General features: G+C 61.9%; 21 protein-coding genes. 9 read left to right on the top strand and 12 right to left on the bottom strand.

Annotated elements, in window-relative coordinates:
- Positions 1 to 51 precede the first annotated feature (51 nt).
- Genes CK222_RS28610 through CK222_RS28580 form a run of 7 tightly spaced genes read left to right on the top strand, consistent with a single transcriptional unit; the run spans position 52 to position 7,251 of the window.
- Positions 52 to 1,266, top strand: a complete 1,215-nt coding sequence (locus CK222_RS28610; RefSeq protein ID WP_095802631.1) for a cytochrome P450 — start codon at positions 52 to 54, stop codon at positions 1,264 to 1,266.
- A gap of 2 nt (positions 1,267 to 1,268) precedes the next feature.
- Positions 1,269 to 2,084, top strand: a complete 816-nt coding sequence (locus CK222_RS28605; RefSeq protein ID WP_095802630.1) for an MBL fold metallo-hydrolase — start codon at positions 1,269 to 1,271, stop codon at positions 2,082 to 2,084.
- Positions 2,081 to 3,103, top strand: coding sequence for a zinc-binding alcohol dehydrogenase family protein (locus tag CK222_RS28600; RefSeq protein ID WP_245433335.1), 1,023 nt, complete (start codon positions 2,081 to 2,083; stop codon positions 3,101 to 3,103). The genes CK222_RS28605 and CK222_RS28600 overlap by 4 nt, the downstream gene beginning before the upstream one ends.
- The gene (locus CK222_RS28595) at positions 3,100 to 3,954 is read left to right on the top strand and encodes a fumarylacetoacetate hydrolase family protein (RefSeq protein WP_095802629.1); all 855 of its coding nucleotides are present in this window, start codon (positions 3,100 to 3,102) and stop codon (positions 3,952 to 3,954) included. Before CK222_RS28600 ends, CK222_RS28595 begins: the two co-directional genes overlap by 4 nt.
- 5 nt (positions 3,955 to 3,959) lie before the next feature.
- On the top strand, positions 3,960 to 5,027 hold the full coding sequence (locus CK222_RS28590; protein WP_095802628.1) for a Gfo/Idh/MocA family oxidoreductase: 1,068 nt from the start codon (positions 3,960 to 3,962) through the stop codon (positions 5,025 to 5,027).
- Positions 5,024 to 5,362 carry an antibiotic biosynthesis monooxygenase gene (locus tag CK222_RS28585; protein ID WP_095802627.1) on the top strand — a complete coding sequence of 113 codons (339 nt, stop codon included), beginning with the start codon at positions 5,024 to 5,026 and terminating at the stop codon, positions 5,360 to 5,362. Before CK222_RS28590 ends, CK222_RS28585 begins: the two co-directional genes overlap by 4 nt.
- Positions 5,359 to 7,251: a hypothetical protein gene (locus CK222_RS28580; protein ID WP_095802626.1), complete on the top strand. Its 1,893-nt coding sequence runs from the start codon at positions 5,359 to 5,361 to the stop codon at positions 7,249 to 7,251. Before CK222_RS28585 ends, CK222_RS28580 begins: the two co-directional genes overlap by 4 nt.
- 194 nt (positions 7,252 to 7,445) lie before the next feature.
- On the opposite strand, the gene CK222_RS28575 is transcribed toward CK222_RS28580, so the two are convergent.
- The 5 genes from CK222_RS28575 to CK222_RS28560 form a co-directional block, all read right to left on the bottom strand.
- Entirely contained in the window at positions 7,446 to 8,816 is a 1,371-nt protein-coding gene (locus CK222_RS28575; RefSeq protein ID WP_095802625.1) for a TRAP transporter large permease subunit, read from the bottom strand.
- A 3-nt stretch (positions 8,817 to 8,819) separates the two neighbouring features.
- A complete protein-coding gene (locus CK222_RS28570; RefSeq protein ID WP_095802624.1) occupies positions 8,820 to 9,920 on the bottom strand; it encodes a TRAP transporter small permease subunit in 1,101 nt (366 codons plus the stop codon).
- Between the two features lie 60 nt (positions 9,921 to 9,980).
- Positions 9,981 to 11,099: a TRAP transporter substrate-binding protein DctP gene (dctP, locus tag CK222_RS28565; RefSeq protein ID WP_067320507.1), complete on the bottom strand. Its 1,119-nt coding sequence runs from the start codon at positions 11,097 to 11,099 to the stop codon at positions 9,981 to 9,983.
- The gene (locus tag CK222_RS32015; RefSeq protein ID WP_141247149.1) at positions 11,057 to 11,524 is read right to left on the bottom strand and encodes a hypothetical protein; all 468 of its coding nucleotides are present in this window, start codon (positions 11,522 to 11,524) and stop codon (positions 11,057 to 11,059) included. Before CK222_RS32015 ends, dctP begins: the two co-directional genes overlap by 43 nt.
- Positions 11,525 to 11,736: 212 nt before the next feature.
- The gene (locus tag CK222_RS28560; protein ID WP_095802623.1) at positions 11,737 to 12,309 is read right to left on the bottom strand and encodes a DUF1003 domain-containing protein; all 573 of its coding nucleotides are present in this window, start codon (positions 12,307 to 12,309) and stop codon (positions 11,737 to 11,739) included.
- Between the two features lie 182 nt (positions 12,310 to 12,491).
- Between CK222_RS28560 and CK222_RS28555 the strand changes: the two genes are divergently transcribed.
- Entirely contained in the window at positions 12,492 to 13,124 is a 633-nt protein-coding gene (locus tag CK222_RS28555) for a hypothetical protein (protein WP_095802622.1), read from the top strand.
- Between the two features lie 252 nt (positions 13,125 to 13,376).
- Positions 13,377 to 14,348 (top strand): nucleoside hydrolase, encoded by a 972-nt coding sequence (locus CK222_RS28550; protein ID WP_095802621.1) that lies wholly within the window; start codon positions 13,377 to 13,379, stop codon positions 14,346 to 14,348.
- A gap of 160 nt (positions 14,349 to 14,508) precedes the next feature.
- On the opposite strand, the gene CK222_RS28545 is transcribed toward CK222_RS28550, so the two are convergent.
- From CK222_RS28545 to CK222_RS28515, 7 genes are all read right to left on the bottom strand, one after another.
- On the bottom strand, positions 14,509 to 15,318 hold the full coding sequence (locus CK222_RS28545; RefSeq protein ID WP_245433334.1) for a hypothetical protein: 810 nt from the start codon (positions 15,316 to 15,318) through the stop codon (positions 14,509 to 14,511).
- Between the two features lie 86 nt (positions 15,319 to 15,404).
- Positions 15,405 to 15,797: a phage holin family protein gene (locus CK222_RS28540; protein WP_067320528.1), complete on the bottom strand. Its 393-nt coding sequence runs from the start codon at positions 15,795 to 15,797 to the stop codon at positions 15,405 to 15,407.
- A complete protein-coding gene (locus CK222_RS28535) occupies positions 15,794 to 16,630 on the bottom strand; it encodes a hypothetical protein (RefSeq protein ID WP_245433333.1) in 837 nt (278 codons plus the stop codon). The genes CK222_RS28540 and CK222_RS28535 overlap by 4 nt, the downstream gene beginning before the upstream one ends.
- On the bottom strand, positions 16,596 to 16,925 hold the full coding sequence (locus CK222_RS28530) for a hypothetical protein (RefSeq protein WP_067320531.1): 330 nt from the start codon (positions 16,923 to 16,925) through the stop codon (positions 16,596 to 16,598). Before CK222_RS28530 ends, CK222_RS28535 begins: the two co-directional genes overlap by 35 nt.
- A gap of 2 nt (positions 16,926 to 16,927) precedes the next feature.
- Positions 16,928 to 17,287 carry a hypothetical protein gene (locus CK222_RS28525; protein WP_095802618.1) on the bottom strand — a complete coding sequence of 120 codons (360 nt, stop codon included), beginning with the start codon at positions 17,285 to 17,287 and terminating at the stop codon, positions 16,928 to 16,930.
- Positions 17,287 to 18,507: a divalent metal cation transporter gene (locus CK222_RS28520; protein WP_095802617.1), complete on the bottom strand. Its 1,221-nt coding sequence runs from the start codon at positions 18,505 to 18,507 to the stop codon at positions 17,287 to 17,289. Before CK222_RS28520 ends, CK222_RS28525 begins: the two co-directional genes overlap by 1 nt.
- Entirely contained in the window at positions 18,504 to 18,935 is a 432-nt protein-coding gene (locus CK222_RS28515; RefSeq protein ID WP_127239686.1) for a hypothetical protein, read from the bottom strand. Before CK222_RS28515 ends, CK222_RS28520 begins: the two co-directional genes overlap by 4 nt.
- Between the last annotated feature and the right edge of the window lie 81 nt (positions 18,936 to 19,016).

Genomic DNA, 19,016 nt, shown 5'->3' with positions numbered 1-19,016 from the left:
CCTTGGCCGCCGGAGGCAACATCGAAGCCAGCCAACCCAGAAGTCGCGCCCATGGCCGCAATGGTGACAACGGACGAACCGAACATCCCGGACGAGGTGGACATCCACGATCCGGCGTTCGTTGCCGATCCATTCTCGGCTTTCGAGCATTTGCGCCGGGAGTGTCCGGTAGCACGCTCGAACAAATACGGGGGCTTTTGGTTGCTGAGCCACTACGACGATGTGCGGAGCGCCGCAATCAATTGGCGCGACTACACGTCCAGCGTTCCCGGCGTGACGGCCATTCCCGTGATCACGCCGCGGACCGAACCCCAACTGCCGATCGAAATCGATCCGCCCCGGCATTCGCGTTATCGCGCCCTGGTCAACCCGGTCTTCGCGCCGCAGCGAATTGCCGCGATCACACCTCGCGTAAAAATGCTGGCCCGGTCGCTCTTCGAAAAGATGATCGCTGCGAGAAAGGCCGAGGCCGTTGCCGAATTCTGCGTGCCGGTTGCGATCACGTCGCTCGCGGCCTTCACCGACGTGCCGCTGCAAGACTCGGACAAGTGGGTCGGCTGGATCACCAGCATGTTCAACGTGAAGGACCCGAGCGCTGGAGCGACGGCAAGCCGCGAACTCAACACCTATATCGAGACCCTCATTGCGGCGCGACGCGCCAAGCCGACGGGCGATTTCGTCAGCATGCTGTTAGCGGCCGAGATTGGCGGCGAAAGGCTCGACGACATTCAGATCCGCTCGTTCATGAGCGTCGTGTTCGGCGCGGGTTTCGAGACCACGGCGGACGCCCTTTCGGTCATGCTGCACTGGCTGGCCGGGCATCCGGAGGCGCTGGATCGGCTTGCAAGTGAACCGGAGCTTGTTCCGACCGCGGTGGAGGAGTTCCTGCGCTATTCCTCGCCGATCGAGATTTTCGGCCGCAATGCCTCGCATGATCTGTGCCTGCACGGTCGCGAAATAAGGCGGGGCGACATTGTGGCCCTTGGTTACGGCGGGGCGAACCGGGACCCGTCGGTATTCGATGTGCCGAACGAGATGCGCCTCGATCGCAGTCCCAACAAGCATCTCACCTTCGGAGCCGGCCCGCATCTGTGCGCCGGCGCGGGCGTGGCGCGCATGGAAATGGCGGTGACGCTCGAAACGCTGATCGAGACCGGCGCGAGGCTCGCACCGGGATCGGAGCAAGAGCTTCGCTGGAAGACACGCGGCGACCGGCGCGGGCTCGCTCGCCTGCCGCTCACAATCGACACGAGAAAGTCGAACTGAAGATGACGCTTCAACCCACCACCCGCATCCGCTTCCACGGCGTGGCCGCCTACGAGATCGTAACGAGCAACGGGCTGCGCATCCTTTGCGACCCGTTCCTCGACCAAAATCCTGGAGCCGCGACCAAATCCACCGACTTCGACCATGTCGATCTGGTGATCGTCAGCCATGCGGCGTTCGATCATCTCGGCGACACCGACAAGATCGCCGCGACCTACGGCTGTCCGGTTGTCTGCGGCGGCGAGGTGAAGGCCTGGCTGATGGATCGGGGAATCCCGGCCAGCCAGATCCGCGCGACGACCTGGGGCATCCGGGTCAAGGTGGCCGGCATTGAGATCCAGCCGCTGGAGTGCCATCACTGGTCGCAGATCAGGCTGAAGGACAACTCCTTCATCTCCGGCGTGCCGATGGCCTTCATCGTCTATGCCGACGGGCTGCGCTTCTATCACTATGGCGATACCGCCATTTTCTCCGACCTGAAACTGCAGGGCGAACTCTATAAACCCAATGTCGGCTGCATCGGCATCGCCAATCCGCAGGAGATCCTGCATCTCAATCCGATGCCGGGAGAAATGTTGACGGGCGAGATGAGTCCCTATGAAGGTGTGCTGGCGACCCAGTGGCTCGGACTCGAGACTGTCCTACCGTGCCACTACATCACGCTCGATGGCGACAAGGACGTCGCCGCCTACATGGAACATCACGGCGCGGCCAGGGCTCGCGGCGAGGCCATTGCCGATCCCTATCTGCTGCGGGCCGGCGACTGGATCGAATTCGATGCCGATGGCAGGGTCGTGCGCCCCGCGAAGGCGGCATGATGCGGGCCGCCATTTTCGACCAACCGCAGTCGATCCGCATCACCGATGCGCCGAAGCCCGTTCCTGGGCCGGGCGAAGTGCTGGTGCGCGTCAGGGCTGCGGGCCTTTGCGCCGGTGATCTCTATATCTATACCGGCAGGAACCCCTATGTGACTTATCCTCGGATCGGCTGTCACGAAATCGCCGGCAGGGTCGAGGCTTACGGGCCAGGAGCGGCCGGTCCGAAGGTCGGGACGCGTGTCGTCGTCGACCCCTTCATCGGTTGCGGCCATTGCTATCCCTGTCGGATCGGCAAACGCAATTGCTGCGCCAATCTCACCATCATCGGGGTGCATCGCGAAGGCGGCTTCGCTGAATTCGTCACCGCGCCCGCGGGCAATCTGAACGTCGTGCCGGAGGGGCTCTCCGACTTCGAGGCGGCATTCGCCGAGCCCGTCGCGATCGGCGTGCAGGGCTGCCGGCGCGGCATGGTCACGGGCGAGGACGCGGTTCTCGTCCTTGGCGCGGGTCCAATCGGGCTGGCGATCGTCGAGGTCGCGCGGGCCCATGGCGCAAAGGTCTATGCCGCGGATCTGTCGGCGGAGCGGCTGTCCACCGCCGCCGATCTGGGCGCAATCCCTGTGGCCGGCGGTGAAGGGCTGCTTGAACGGGTCAAGGAGATCACGAACGGCGAAGGCATGCCCGTGGTGCTGGAGGCTACGGGGGCGGCGCCGGCGATGGAGCAGACCATCGATCTCGTTGCCGCCGGCGGCCGCGTCGTCATTCTCGGTCTCGTCAAGAAAGGACAAGGCGTCACGCTGCCCGGGCTGGATTTCACCCGCAAGGAGGTCACCATCCTCGGTTCGCGCGCCTCCGTCGATTGCTTTCCCGAGGCGATCGACCTGCTTGCGTCGGGCAAGATTCATTATCCCAAAATCGCCAGCAGCTTTGCGCTGTCTGAGGCGCCCACCGTCTTCAAAACACTCGCTGACAATCCGATGGCTCTGCACAAGGCCGTCTTCATCCCGGAGGCCGCATGAAATTCGTCGCTTTCTCTCACAAGCAGGCCGGACATCGCCAGCACGCCGGCATTCTGGACGGCGAGCAGATCGCCTGCCTGACCGAAGCCGGACTGGCAGCGTCGGTGCTCGAGGTCGTGCAAGGCGGCGAGGCGGCGCTGGAGAAAGTCCGCGCGGGACTTGCCAAGGCGCCGCGCTATGCGCTTGCCGATACTATCCTCGAAGCGCCTATTCGTCCCGGCAAAGTGCTCTGCTCCGGGATCAACTACAAAGGTCATGCCGAGGAAAACCCGAATGCCAAGATGCCGACCGAGCCATTCTTCTTCGCCAAGCTGCCGTCATCGGTGGTCGGGCCCGATGTGCGGGTCGAAAAGCCGGTCCGGACGGAGCAGATGGATTATGAGGTCGAATTCACGGCCGTGATCGGCAAACCTCTGCACAAGGCTTCCGAAGCCGACGTGATGCCGGCGATCTTCGGCTATACGCTGCTCAACGACATCTCGGCCCGCGACGTCCAATTCAAGGACAACCAGATCACCATCGGCAAGAATTTCGCGGGCTTCGCACCGATCGGCCCATGCATCGTCACCACTGATGAACTGACCAGGCCGGACGACGTGGCGCTCAAGACAAGGCTGAACGGCAAGCTTTTGCAGAACGGCAGCACCTCGGACTGGCTGTTCTCGCTGCCGCGGCTGATATCCTTCCTTTCGCACTACGTGCCGCTGGAACCAGGCGACCTCGTCTCGACCGGAACGCCGGCGGGCGTCGGCGCCTTCCAGAAGCCGCAGATATTCATGAAGGCTGGCGACGTCGTGGAAATCGAGGCCGCCGGCATCGGTGTGCTTAGAAGCCCCATCGTGGCCGGATAGAGGGCATGGACCGGTCCCTGCGCATCGGCGTGATCGGCTGCGGCTTCTTCGCGCAGAACCATTTGCATTCCTGGAGCGACCTCGCCGAAAAGGGCGCCCAGCTTGCCGCCGTCTGCGACGTGGATGCCGCCAAGGCGCGCGCGGCCGGCGAGACATTCCGTGTGCCGTATTATTTGGACGCCGCAAAGATGCTCGAGGCCGAGCGCCTCGACGTGGCCGATATCGTGACACGCCACGACACGCATCGGCCGTTGGCGGAAATGGCGCTCGCGCGCGGCCTGGCCACAATCGTGCAGAAGCCCTTCGCATCGACATGGGAAGATTGCATCGCGATCGTCGAAGCTGCGCAGAAGGCAAATGCGTGGCTTGCCGTGCATGAGAACTTTCGGTTTCAGGCGCCGATGCGCGCCGTCCGCAAGGTAATCGACAGCGGCGCGATCGGAACACCGAGCTGGGCAAGGATACGCTTCAGGACCGGCTTCGACGTCTACAAGGCCCAGCCCTATTTCTATGACGAGGAGCAGCTCGCGATTGCCGATGTCGGTATCCACATGCTGGACCTGTCCCGCTTCTTCCTCGGCGAGGTCGAGCACATCTCCTGCGAAACACAGAAGCGCAATCCACGCATCCGCGCCGAGGACACGGCGACCATGCTGCTCAGGCATCAAAGCGGCGCGGTGTCGGTCGTGGAATGCACCTACGAGTCGCGCCGATTGCCGGATCATTTCCCTGAAACGCTGCTCGTCATCGAAGGTCCGAGGGGGGCCATTTCGCTCGAAGCCGGTTGCAGCATGACGGTGACCAGCGATGGCGCGACGTGGACCGAAGACGCAAGCTCGCCGCTCCTGTCCTGGACCGCTTATCCCTGGCATGTCGCCCAGCAAGGCGTGATCGGTGCATGCGGCCATTTCCTCGACAGCCTGCAGCGCGGCGTTCCGCCCGAAACCAGCGGTGAGGACAATCTCAAGACATACGCGTTGGTCGATGCCGCCTATCGCGCCGCCGGCGAACGGCGCGCGCTCGAACCTAAGCGTTGGAACCATGGCTTAGCCAATGGCGGAGAGCGACCATGAGCATTTCGCCTGCCGAAGCGGCCTTTGCCCTCACCGTCGTCTTCGATCTTGTCGAAGGGACCTTTCCCGAATTCTACCGGCTCGTTTCGGAGAACGCGTCTCTGTCGGTGGAACTCGAGCCGGGATGTCTGCGCTTCGATGTGCTGACCCCGTTAGGCACGCAAGAGCCGTCCCAGATATTCCTGTACGAGATCTATCGCGATCGGGCTGCCTTCGACCTGCACCTCGCTTCGGCTCACTATCTGAGCTTCGATGCCAGCACGCGTGACATGGTGAGCCGCAAGACTGTCGTCACCTACAGGGTGGACGAGAATTCCAAGCAGGCGGTGGCATGACCGCCAATGCCGATCTCCTTGCGCTTTACGGCACCGACGAGCCGCTTCCGCAACGGAGGCTTCTTGCCGCCGGACCGCTGACCGCCGTTCTCGAGGGCGGCAATCTGCGGACGATCTGTTTTGCCGGCGTGGAGGTGGTTCGGGCGATCAACTATCTTGCGCGCGATGCGTCCTGGGGGACTTACAAGGCCGAGCTTTCCAACATGCGAATTTCCCAGGACGGCACGTCGTTCGAGCTTCGCTATGACGGACTCTGCGCCGGCACGCAGGGACGTTTCGCCTATCGCATGAAGATTCGTGGCGACGCGTCGGGCGAGCTGACCTTGCAAGCGGATGGCGTGGCGCTCACCGATTTTCCCACCAACCGCACCGGTTTCGTGGTGCTTCATCCTTCAGAGGCGGCGGGCAAAAGGCTGACCATCCGGCATAGCGACGGAAGCATCGAGGAGACGACATTTCCCAAATTGATCAGCCCGGACCAGCCTGCCTTCGACATTTCAGCGCTGACGCACGAGCCAGCACCCGGCTTGGTCTGCGCCGTCGCCATGGAAGGCGATGCCTTCGAGATGGAGGACCAGCGCAACTGGACGGACGCCTCGTTCAAGACTTATGTGCGGCCGCTCTCAAAGCCCCGACCTTATGTCATCGGCAAAGGTGTGAAGGACATACAGCGCGTCACGGTTTCCGTGCACGCCGAAACATCGGCGCCTGGACCGGCTATCAGCAATACAGCAACCCTGACCCTTGGCGGACCTGCCGGGCGGATCCCGTCGATAGCGCTGTTCGTCGATCCCGACCAACTGCCGGCAGCCATCGCCGGCGCGGCTTCGCTTGGCCCGGTGCCGGAGATCATACTGCGCTTCGACAGCGCGCGCGGGCATGATCAACGCGTGCTGGAAAAGGCAGCCGAGCTTGCGAGCGCGCTTGGCGCCCGGCTGGCGGTCGAGGCGATCTTTGATGCGATCCACCCCGGGGCCGAGGCCCAGGCCCTTGTAGCTATGGTTCGCTTGGCGGGCGTCGAACCGAGCGCCATTCTGGTTTCACCACGGCGCGAATTCAAGACACGCCCCTCACACCATTTGCCCAACGGTGAGCGACCGATTGACGAGATCGTGCAGGCATTGCGGGCTGTCGGTCTCGCTTGCCCGATTGGGGCTGGTACGCCCTCCCTATTCACCGAATTCAACCGCAACCCGCCGACCGGCAATGCGGATTTCGTCTTCTTCGGCAACAGCGCCATCGTGCATGCCGCCGATGAGCAGTCGGTCATGAAAACCCTGACCGTTTATCCTGCAGTCATGGAGACAGCACGGCAATTGTGTCCCGGAAAGCCGATCTGGCTTGGGCCTTGCACGATCGGCTTGCGGCACAATCCCTATGGGGAGGCGGTCGCAGCCAATCCCGGAAATAACCGGGTGCCCGCCGCCGGCACCGACCCGCGTCAGCGGGCATTGTTCGGTGCCGCCTTTGCCGTCGGCGTCGCGGCCCGGGCCGCTGAGACAGCCGCTGCGCGGTTGATATTGGCAGCACCGACTGGCCCCTTCGGTCTCTTGAACGAGGACGGCTCCCGACGACCTTTGCAAGCCGTCCATGCCCAAATCGCTGAGGCCGCCGGCGTCGAACGCTATCGGATTTCGAGTGATTGGCCAGGCGTGGCAGCAAATGCCTTTCGTCGCGGCAACACGATCCGCGTGCTGGCGGCCAACCTGACCCCCGTGCCGATCGACATAGCGCTATCCTCGGATGCTAAACTGCTTTGCGTTGCAGGTGAGGACACGAAGCCGGCGAAGTCCCCGCTGACCACCCATACATTGGGGCCGTACAACTCTGTCGCTCTTCAGTTTGTCCAAACACCAAGTCGACCAGACGGCAGGCCCAGGAAAAGCTGAACGTCAAGATACGCAATCCAAAGCGGGATGTCTCGTCTCCCAGCTATTTGCGCGGGCGGGATGATGGCGCCCGGCAGGAGCATGGAGTGCGCGGACAGGCCTCAAGATCAGCAGCTTCTGCAGGCGAGCGGCGCCTCTGAAGCGCTGAACCTTCGATTGTTGAGTCGGCGTCGAACCGCCAAAGACGTGTGCGGTCAACCGCCTCCGTACATGAGCTTCGGCAGCCAAATGACGATCGAGGGGAACACGATGCACAACCCAACTCCGATTGCCTGCAGGAATAAGAAGGGAACGGCGGATCGGAAGATCGTCGCCATCGATATCTCCGGTGGCGCGACACTCTTCAAGTAAAACAGTGAATAGCCGAACGGTGGGCTCAGGAACGCCATCTGCATGTTGACCATGAAAATGACGCCATACCACAGCGGCACGTCTTCAGGAGCCACACCGGCTAAGCCGAACGTACCGCCGAATTCGAGGGACTTAAGGATGGGCAGAAATATCGGTACGGTGAGAAGGAGAATGCCCACCCAGTCCAGAAACATGCCCAGGACGAACAGGATGATCATCATCAGAACAAGAATGCCGTAAGGCGCGAATCCAGTTCCGAGAATGGATTCGGCGACGAAGTTCTGCCCGCCCTTCAGGATGAAGAAGCCGACGAACATGGTGGCTCCGAAGAATATCCACATCACCATCGCAGTCGCCTTGAGGGTTGCCACGCCGGCTTCCCGGATCGTGTCCCAAGTCAGGCGGCGATGGGCGGCGCAGACGATGAAAGCACCGAATGTGCCGATGCCGGCGGCTTCAACAGGCGTTGCTATGCCAAGGAAGATGACTCCGAGCACAAGCAGGATGAGCAGAATGGGCATGAACGTGCGGCGCAGAAGCCTCAGCTTCTCCCCAAAGCCGATGCGCTCGCTCGGCGGCAAAGCCGGGCCGAGCTTGGGGTTGATGTAGCAGCGCGCCGTGACATAGACGACATACATCCCAGACAGCAGCAGCCCTGGGAATACCGACCCGATCAAAAGCTCGCCTAACGACTGTTGCGCGACGACGGCGTAGACGATTGCCATCACCGAAGGCGGTATGAGGATGCCAAGCGTTCCTCCGGCGAGCAGCGAGCCGCAGGCGAGCTGTGCGTCGTAGTTGCGGCGGAGCATCGCTGGCAGAGCGATCATGCCCATTGTCACTTCCGTCGCACCGACGACCCCAACCATTGCTGCGAGCAGGGTGCACGAGATTATGGTGGCCGAGGCAAGTCCGCCTTTCAGCCCACCCAGCCATTTATAGACGACGTCAAACAGCTCCTCGATGATGCCCGCTTTCTGAAGGATCGCGGCCATGAAGATAAAAAGCGGCACCGCCGAGAGCTGATAATCCGTCATGAAGGGAAAAATCCGCGACGGCAGCATGTTCAGCATGGCCGCATTACCGAATAAGAAGAGGAAGAGAACGGCGAGGCTGCCCGTGCAGAAGGCCATTGGCAGCCCGAGCAATAAAAGAACGCCCAGTCCGCCGAACATGAGGATGCTCAGCCACAGGATTGGAAGCTCGAGACCCATGGCTTAGCGGAGCCTTCTTGTTGCGGTCGCGATGTCACGCATCAGGCGAGACACGCCTTGAAGCAGCAGCAGCGCGGCGCCAACAGGAATCGCCAGCTTCACCGGCCAATATTGAATACCCCACTCGGTGAAAGAACTCTCGCCCACCGCCATCGCGTCGCTGGCAAAACGCCAGCCGGCAACGAGCATTGTACCCACGAACAGGAAAAAGAATGCCGAGGTGATGATATCGCAGATCGCCCGGCCACGTTCGGAGAGGTGGCTGTACACGATGTCGACCCTGACATGGGTCTCATCGCGATAGGCATAGGCCCCAGCCAGCATGTATTGCATACCGAACATCAGAAACATGCTCTCGTGCACCCAGTTGGTCGGGGAGTTGAAAACGAAGCGGGCGACCACCTCGTAATAGTACGCCATGACCGCGAGGACCGACCAATAGGCGACGAACTCGCCTGTCACTCTTACAAGCCAGTCGACCGGCCTAAATGGCGCAAGAGGCTGTTTGACGGGCGTCGCGGGCACATCGACGACGATCTCATGGTGGGTTGCGGCGCGCCCAGTCTCACGGGCGCGGGCGCGCCGCACAAGACCGGGTATGAGAAGGGCGTCGCCGACAATAATGAGACCGAGCAGAAGTCCCGCAATCCGGCTGATGCTGCTGTCCCACTCGAGCCCGTGAACGGCCGCCGTCAGATTGTTGCGCGCCGCCGCGGCCTCAGCCTCAGCTTTTGCAAGTCGATCGGCAGCCCCCTGCTTGTTGGCTGCCGTCTCTGCCTTGGCACGCGGCAACAGTCTCTCGGCGTGCTCGCTCTGGGATCGCGCGAGTGAAACTGCCTCGCGTCCATCGCGCACCTGGGTGCTTGTCCAAAGTACCGCGATGAAGAACGGGATAAAAAAGAATCCCCACCTGCTCTTCAGATAGAAGCGGTGCATGCCGAGGAAGCCGGCTGTGACCAGGAACAGATAGGCAAGAAACAGGTTTGGACGGCCGGGATCACGCTGTGCCCGTTCTCGATGGACAAAATGAACGGCGGCCAGCGGAAAGACCGCGAGGGTTAACCAGTAGAGCCAGTGCGGCAGCACAAATGTTAGGGAAGGCATCGGCGAACGCCTGCTGCAGGAGCGAGCGCCCGTCCGGCTCAGGACGGGCGAGAAGAGGGTTCACAGGTTGATGGTCAGCCCCTGGTACATGTCCGGAGTGACGTAACCGACTGTCGGGTTCTCCATGACCTCGAGCTGCAACTTAAAGATGCGCGCTGCGTCCTTGTCCTTGTTGGCCCACTCGAACCATATGGGCACCGCGATTTCCTGGAACTTCTGGAGGTCCTCCGGTCCAAGCCGATTGATTTCAATGCCGGCATCCAGGAATTTTTGCCAAGCCTCCATGTCGGCCTTCTGGATCGAGCCGAAATGGGCATTGGAATAGACTTGGATCTCGTCTTCCACGAACTTCTTGAGGTTGTCCGGGAGTTGGTTCCAGACATTCATGTTGACGGCAAAGTCCATCAGGTCGACGGGCTGGTATACGGACATCAGACCGGCTGGACCCATGGAGATGTACTTGGTCACCTGCTGGAAACCGAGAGCCCAGTTTACGGCCGGACCGGTGTAGTCGGCGGCATCGATCGTGCCCTTTTCCAGCGCGGAGAACACCTCGCCGCCCGGCAGCAACGTAGTCTTGGCACCGGCTTTCGCGAAGGTTTCGGCGATCATGCCGCCCGGTACGCGCAGTTTCAGATCCCTAAAATCCTCGATTGAGCGGATCGGTGTCTTTGAGTGGATGATGTTCGGGCCGTGATGAATGCGGTTGACGTAGTAAAGGCCTTGTTTCGCATAAAGGTCGCGCGCGGCCTGCAGACCACCTTTTGAATAGAAAAAGATATCCCATTCGTGCGGATAGCGTAGCCCCAACGTGTAAGAGGACAGGAACGCCGTAGCGGGAAGCTTGCCGGCCCAATAAAGTGAAAACGAGTTCATCGCTTCCAGAACGCCGTTCTTCACCCCGTCGAGGAGTTCGAAGTCACCAACGATATCCTTTGCCTTGAACGGCTGAAATTCGAGTTGGCCTCCGGTTTTTTCCTTGATGGTGCCACACCAGTTTTGGAAGGTTTCAAGTCCGACACCCGCCGGCCACGAGGTTTGGATTTTCCAGGTGATTGCGTCTGCGGCTCCGGCCCTTCGAACCCAGGGCGCGGTGACCGCCGTCGCCGTTAGCCCAGCGACAAGTCCACTCGTCTTCAGAAACTTTCGCCTTGATTGGGAACGCGATTCTCCGTCCATTGCTTTCCTCCCTGTTCGGCAAGCGGGCAAATGATGGGCCCGTCGCCGGTCTCAAATCGCAAAATCAATGACGCAAAGGATGTCCCGTTCTTGTGGGACCAGAGCTGCCTCCTTTTTCGCAGTCGTTTCCAGCCGGATGCCAACGCCACAAACGATAGCGACAGGGACAGCGCAGCCTGTAAATAACATAACGCGGCGCAATCATTTTCAACCACTGCGCGCCCGATCCATAGTATGCCTGTGCGGCTGTAATAAATCCATTGGTGAGTCACGCCCAATGACGCGCTCGGGGCGTCGATCTGATGCTTCAGAATTGGGATTGGGGTAAGAGCCATCGGCTCGTACTGAGCGAGTCCTTGCAGGCCCGCGAGGTCAGTCAGATGTAGGACGCGCGAGTTGCTGGTGATGAGCTGTTCGACACGCAATGCTGAATTGCGCGATTGAGATGGGGCACACTCAGTCCGAGCGCGTCCGCCATGACTTCCCCATGCGGTATAAACCAGCTCTGGCAAATGGCGTTCGGGCGTCTCCCAGTATTTGCGCAGGCGGGATGATGGCGGCGCCCGGCGGGAGCATGGAGTGCGTGATAGGCCTCAAGATCAGCAGCTTCTGCTGGCGTCCGGTGGATACGGATCGGTCAGTCGACCGTCGCTTGACCCGTTGCCTCCTTAATCTTGTCCAAGACCGCTTCAGGCGCCACGTCGCGCTTCAGCTCCTTCAACTCATTGTCTGCTTCCGTCGGAACATCCAGGCGCTTCGCGATCTCCTCGACCAGTTTGATGAGCTTGGTCGTCTCATGCTCGTTGAGCAGGCTCACCTGCAGATCGAGGTCTGCCCGCGCATCATCCTGGGCGGCCATGCGGTTCTGGTTGATCAGTACGAACGTTGAGAGAAAGATCGCCTCGACCGAGGCGAACATGGCCAGAATAACCAGAGAAGGATCCCAGGGTTTGATAAAGGTCACGATCCCGAAATTTAGGCCGATCCAGGCGCCAAAGAAGACGAGGTGGATGTAGACGAACATCATGCTGCCGGCAAACCTGCTGATTGCCGCCGCCGCGCGCTGCTCCAGCGATGCTGCCTTGGCATCGCGCTTCCGCCTCTCGACCAGTGCCTCGATGTTCCGCGCCAGGGCAGGGGCGAGCCCTTCCGCTGCCGGCGTGGTCGGAGTGGCGTAGCCCTGGTCCTCTGGAGCGGCTTTGGGATTCATTGTTGTCTCTCCCGTCTAGGCAGCCTAACTCGCTATTTGGCAATTCGCTCCATTTCACCGCTGTCCAGAGTCCCGAACGAGCGTCTTGTCCGGCGATCCTGCCCGATGCAACAGCGGTTGCTGCAGACCGGTGCAGGCTCGCTTCGCGTTGAGTTCGCAGGGCAGGACTCCTACTTAAGGGGATGCCCGCGAGCAGAAAAATCGATTCGACTGCACGGCTGGTTGCAGAGTGGCCGCTATCACCGGCGGCGACGCTTGGATCGTCGGTGCGGGCGAGGGGCATTTTTCTTGAAATGCGCGCTCGCCTTCCGACGAACTTGAGAAGCCTGCTCCACAGCGAGCCCCGGGTTCTTACCTTGCGTCTGCCGGAGGGCTCCCATGCCAATGTTGAGGCCGCATCGGCGATCGTGTCCAAAGCCATGCAGGACATCGAAGACCTGCCCGTCATGCCTCGCGAGGTCGAGGACATTCTGACGATCTCGGCGGGCGAGCGTCATCGCTGGCTCAAGGCCGGCCGCTTGCAGAGCGCCGGGACGCGGACGGTGAAACTGCGTGGGCGCGCGAGGAAAATCACCTTCCACGTTTTTGATCCGCGCCTGATCGAGGATGTGCTCGACCGTGACCTAGTTGCTGTCTGGCGCGAGGAAGACGCTGCGAGAGCCGCCGAGAACCGACGCCGAGCCGCTGCAAAGGCGGCGCTCAAGCGCTCGCAAAAGAGCCGCGGCGCGGCCGCAACCGACGACAGCCAAAGCGAGGCAGTCCACTCCAACCTGCGCGGCTGGGAAGACTTCGAGCGCAACGGGCTCCTCCGCTGAGGTAGGGAGCGCCGTGTCATCGTTTGGGCGGACCGCAGCGCCCTTTGAGGACAGCGATGTCGGCCTCGCGGTCCCCACCGGGCGGCGAGAGACCGGCGCGCCGACGAGAAACGCGCCAAGCGCGTCACCCGGCGACATATTCACGATACTCTTCGGTGGTGACACTTGGAGCCACGATTCTGTCAGCCGCGCGTCTCGAAGGCTGGCAAAGATAGTTGGCGGCAGTGTGGGAAAGAGCGTGACCATAGAGACATGACAAAGCAGAGAATTCTTTTCGATACCGATCCTGGCGTAGACGATGCCCTTGCGCTGCTTTACCTGCACCGTCATCCGAACATCGAACTGCTCGGCATCACGACCGTCTTCGGCAACGCATCGATATCGGTTACAACGCGCAATGCCAGGTTCCTCGCCGAGGCTTGGGGAATCAAAGCGCCCGTTCACGCCGGTGCTCCCGTTCCGCTAAACTGGTCCGGCGCGCCGCACCCCTATCCTGTCCATGTTCATGGCGCGAACGGGCTGGGGGATTATCCTATTGCCCAGGACGCGCGGGAGGAGAAGGACACTGCCGCGCGATTCATCGTCGATACCGTCCGGCAGAATCCGCGTCAGGTGCGGTTGCTTGCTGTCGGAGGCCTGACCAACTTGGCGCGGGCACTGGAGGCCGATCCGGCGATAGCAGATCTGGTGCAGGACGTCGTCGTCATGGGTGGCGCGTTCGAAGTCCCTGGCAATGTGTCGCCCGTTGCCGAGGCCAATATCTACGCAGATCCGAAGGCAGCCGATCGAGTGTTTGCAGCCTCGTGGAAAGTGACCGCGGTTCCGCTCAATCTCACAAATCGAACGGTGATGACGCGACAGGATCTCGCCGCGGCCTCGGAAGGTGCCGATGCCGCCATGCAAATGGTAGCCGCACTGTCGCAAGGCTACATCGACTTCTACCTGCAATGGGGCGAAGCGGGTATGCTTGTGCACGACTGCAGCGCCGCGGTCTACCTGACCGACCCGCACTTATTCGCCACCCGATCCGGTTCGATCATCGTGCTGGAGGACGGCCCGGCGGCAGGTATGACCGTGCAGAGACTGGGCGCCGCCAGTTACTCACCGAACGAATGGGATCAGCGTCCAGTCCAGTCGGTGTGCGTTGGTGGCGATGCTGCAGGAATCTTGGCGAGGATTTACGCTGTCTGCAGGGGAAGTTTGGAGCCATCCCCACAAAGCTAAAAAGGCTCGCTCCGGCGAGAGAGCCGCGATAGCGCGCCCGAGCCTGTGGCGCGGCTTCTACCCACAGCCATCCAACGGGTCGGGCTCGAATGGTTCACCAGACTTGCCCGACCCGAAATGGTCCTCGAACGCGATTGCAAACCGATCCGGTCTGTTCTGATCAGGACTTGTTCGTTGTCGACGGTTCGGTATCGGACAGCCTCCGGTGCACCGCCTCATCGGCTTTGTCGGCGGCGGACTTGACGACATCGCTGACCTTGTCAGCGAGCGTACCTTCGCTCGACGCCTGCCGTCCTGCTTCGTCGCTGGCCGCCTGGTAGGCTTCGGCTGCAACCTGCTTCACTTGGTCGACGCCCTTCTCGAGCGCGTCCTCGGCCCTCTCGCGAAGCTGTTCGCGATAGCCGCCGAGCCGCTCGTCTTCGAGTTGCGTGTGGGGCAGCATCGCGCCGATCGCTGCTCCGATCGCGAGACCGACAGCAGCAACTGCCAGAGGCTGATCCTCCATCAACTGCTGCGCGGAACGAGTGGCCCTCGTCGCCATGTCGGCCGTGGCTGTCGCCGAGTTCGTCAGCGTCTCCGCCGCGCCGCTTGCCATGCCAGATACGCTGCCGGCTGCGCTGCTGGCCATGTCAGACATGGTGCCGGCCGCACTGCTGGCCATTCCCGAGACAGTGCCGGCCGCACCGCTGGCCATGTCGCCGACAGAGGCATAGGTGTCCGAAGTCATGGTTCCGGTTCCAGCCGTAGATGTGCCGTCATGGCGGTCGGAACCGCGACGGGTCGCGTAGCCGGTCGTGGCGGTTGCGGCGGAAGCGCCGCTGCCCAGCATCAGCCAGGCCAGACCGGCGCCGATTACAGTCAGTGGCAGAGGATTGTCTCGCACCTGAGCCTTCAGGTTGTGGAGCATGTCGGAGCCTGCACCGCCGTTGAAAATACCGGTGAACTCATCGAAGAGCTGGCCGGGCGTCATCTTGCCTCGAATGGACTCGGCGGTCGCTACCACCCTTGCTCGCGTGGCCTCGGCTTCGCGTTCGAGTTCGGCTGCGGATTTGTCGCTCATCTCGCTTGTTCCTTGATTAAGTTCGCGTCACGCTTCAGTTGCTCCTGCGTACGGTCCGGCGCGAGCTCGGAGGGCGACATGCTCGCCATGCCGGTCCGCAGGAGGATGACACCCAGCACGGCAACGACCACTCCGACGAGCAAGGCGGACCAGCCGGCGCCCAGGCCGAGGCGGGTCAGGGCAATGACGAGCGCTTGCAGCAGCACTATCAGCGCGGCGAGAAGACATACCGCGCCGCCCAGAACCCCGACGGCGCCGGCCTCCGCTTTAGTCACGCTCTCGGATAGCTCCGCCCGCAGGAGTCTGGCCTCCGTTTGCACCAGCGTGCTCACCTGCTGTGCCAGGTCGGCGACCAGAGTGCCGAGGCTTTGATTGTCTTGAGTGTTCATTTCTTTAGCTCCGCTGCATTCCTGGGAGCGCCGCCGTCGACGCCCCAATTGGTCGTCGCGTCATCCCATGGCTCGCTCGCCTGCGCACCAGTCTGCCTGCTCGTTTCCCTACCAGTCTTCCCAGTCTTCCGTGGCGTCGCTGCGCTCTGCCCCGCGCGGCGTGTTTCCGGGGGAGAAGCCTTTATGAACCGTCCGAGCGCCAGTCCTGCCAGCACCGAACCAGCGATCAGAGTGCCGGGATTTTGGCGGCCGAAGTTCTGAATTTCCTCAAGCACCTCGCCGAAGGGCTTCTCCTTCAACGAGGAGGACAGCCTTTCCAGTCCGCCTGCCGCATCCCGCATGAAATTCGACGCCGAGCTCTGGTCGCTGTTGGCCAGATGGTCGCTTGCGGCACGCAGAGCGCCGCCGAATGCCGCCAGGCTCGATCCGATGTCGCGCTGCGTTTCCTCGGCCCTTTCCGACAGGGCCTCCTGTGCTTCCGACGCATAGTCGACTGCCCTGCGAGCAACCTCGTCGCGGGCATCGTGGAGCGCTTCGCCGGCGCTTTGGGTTTCTTTCTTAACTCGATCGGAAACTTCGTTCTTCGCCTTGGCGAAGTCGGCCGGCTCGCGGCCCTGATTATTTTCGCGCTGCATGACGCCTCCTAATGAAAGCCGAGAAAGGAGAGTATCGCGAGCACAACCACGATGAGACCGATAAGATAGATGACACTGTTCATGGCGCAGGCTCCTCCTTGCCTGTTCCAACTTCGCGCCCGCCGCGATGTTCCCTTCCGTGACCAGGATTTTTTGTAAGTAGCTACTTACCCCGATCGGCGCCTCCGAAGCCGGCAAGCTCGTCATCCGAACAGAGCAGCCGCGGCTGCGCCGGATCGGAGATATCGAGCTTGTCCCAAGGTATGCGGTAGAGGCCCTCGCGGCGCCGCAGCGCGAAAAAGTCGAGCAATGCGGTGCCGATGGCCGAGGCCGACAGGCGTTCAAAAGCTGCGAAGATGCCGACATGAAATTCGGTGACAACGAGGTCGTCGCCGTCCTGCTCGGCGATGACCTCCTCGATATGGCCGATGCTCCTGCCGCCCTGCGTGAGAACGCGCCGGCCAGCCAGATGCTCGAGATTCACATTTGGCATCCTCAGGCTCCCGGGATTCGGCCGACGATGCGATCGCGCAGCCAGCTCTGCCAGGCCAAGATCTTGGTCATGCGCACGTCGATATCGAATTCGATGTCGACGCCGATGTCGCGCACCTTGGTCCAGGCGATGCGATGCGGCCGTGCCTGCTGCTTCCCGCTCAGCCTTGCGGCCAGCCGCGCCGTTAATCGCCCAGGCCGAGCGCCAAGCCGTCGGGCCAGCGCTATCACGCCAAGCTCGACCGCAACGACCCTCGGCGGCTTGCCCTGCCTCAGCTCGGCGACCAGTCCATCCACCTTGCCGATCTTCACTTGCTCGCGGTCGACGACCTGCTTGTCCAGGATATCGCGCAGCAGCTGCATCAGGTGCCTCCGAATATCTGCAGGGGAATAGTCACCACCGCCAGCACGAAGCCGAGCGCGATGACGAAGATCACGGCGGCATTAGAGATGACGCCGTTGCGGTGCTGGCCGACATAGCGCTCGTCATTCAGCAGGAAGAGGAACGGCACGACCGTCAGCGGCAGACTGGCGGCGGTCAACGCCATTGAGAAGATGGTGAGCCTCAGCGGGTCGAGACCAAGCGCTATCGGAACGGCTGCAAGAAAAAGCGTGAGCGTGTAGACGAGGCTGAAGCCGGGATCGTCGCGCGGCTTGAGATCCTCGCCCCAGGTCCAGCCGAACCCTTGCGCGACGAGATAGGCCTGCTGCAGCGCCACTTCCAGAGCGGCTCCGAAACAGGCGATGCCGAGCGATGCGACGAAAAGGACGAAGCCCCAGAAGCCGAACACCGAGATCAGCATCAGCGGGAGCTGGTTGTAGTCGTCCACCTGGTTCACGCCGTGGGCGCCAAGCACAAGCGCGGCCACGATCAGCACGGCCACGGAGATCGTTCCTCCGAAGCTCATGCCGAGACCGGCAATCGCCCGGTTGGTGCCGAGATAGCTCTTGTCCCATTGATCCTCGACCGCGCCCGAGGAATAGAACATGAAAAGGTAGGGCGAGATGGAAGCGCCGAGGATGCTGACGGCCATGAACCAGTAGTTCGCCGTATCGTGTTGCGGCAGGCTGGGCACGGCACCGGCAGCCACCTGTTTCCATTCGGGCTTTAGCATCACCGATGCGACGACGAAGCAGAGCGTGATCAGGCCAAGCATCGACACGCCTTTCTCGATGAGGCCGAACGTGCCTTTCCACAGCAGCAGCCATGCGAGGAAAGCCGCTGGCAATGCCCACCATTGAAAGCCGATCCCGGTGGCAAGCTCGGCAGCAATGGCAACCCCGCCTATTTCTGCCGAGAGGACCAGGAAATTGACCAGCAGGACTGCAAGCAGCGGCCAAAGGAAAGCATTGAAGCCGAAGCGTTCGCGGATGCCGTCGGCGATGGTGTGATGGCTCACGGCGGCGAAGCGACCGGCCATCTCGACCAGGAAGATGATGCAGATGGTGCCGAGCACGATCGCCCAGATGAGTTGGAAGCCGAACAGGGCGCCTGCCTGCGCCGCTGTCGCCATCGAACCGACCTCCAGGAAGCCACCAACGCTGGTCACGACGCCAAGCGAAATTTCCAGCAGCTTCTTCATCGTTGCGGCGCGAAATAGCCGCGATAGGCCGTGGCGAGATCCGCCTGCGCGGCGCGAAGCTCGTTGCGTGCCCGGCTGGCCTGCGCCTGCTGTCCGGCCTCGACCGCGCTGTCGGCCCCGCTTGCCGCGGTGGACAGCCGGCTGATCGCCGCCTTCAGCGTGTCTCGCGTCGCAGGATCGGACGGCGAGGCCGATTCCACTTGCCGGCCGGCATCGGCGAGTGTCTCGGCGAAGGATTGTAGGGCAGAGGACGCGTAGTGGGACGGCGCGGCGCCGGAGAGCCAGGCATCGGTGACCAGCACCGCCGCCTGCGCGGTCGAGGCGGCACGCTTCGATTGCTGTTCGACGGTTTCAGACGAGGAGCAGGAAGCAAGTGTCAGTGCAAGCACCTGCAGTAAAGGCAGTTTTCGCCGAGCAATGCTGCGCAATGCTTCCTCTCACTGCTGCTGCTTCGAACATGGAGATAAAGCGGCGTGGATCGGAAGGTTCCCCGCCGTAGGCCGGTTGCA

The organism is Mesorhizobium sp. WSM3866, from assembly GCF_002294795.1.
In the GTDB taxonomy this organism is placed as follows: Bacteria; Pseudomonadota; Alphaproteobacteria; order Rhizobiales; family Rhizobiaceae; genus Mesorhizobium.
Note: the sequence above shows the minus strand (reverse complement) of the source record. Positions and strands in the feature narration are given on the sequence as shown.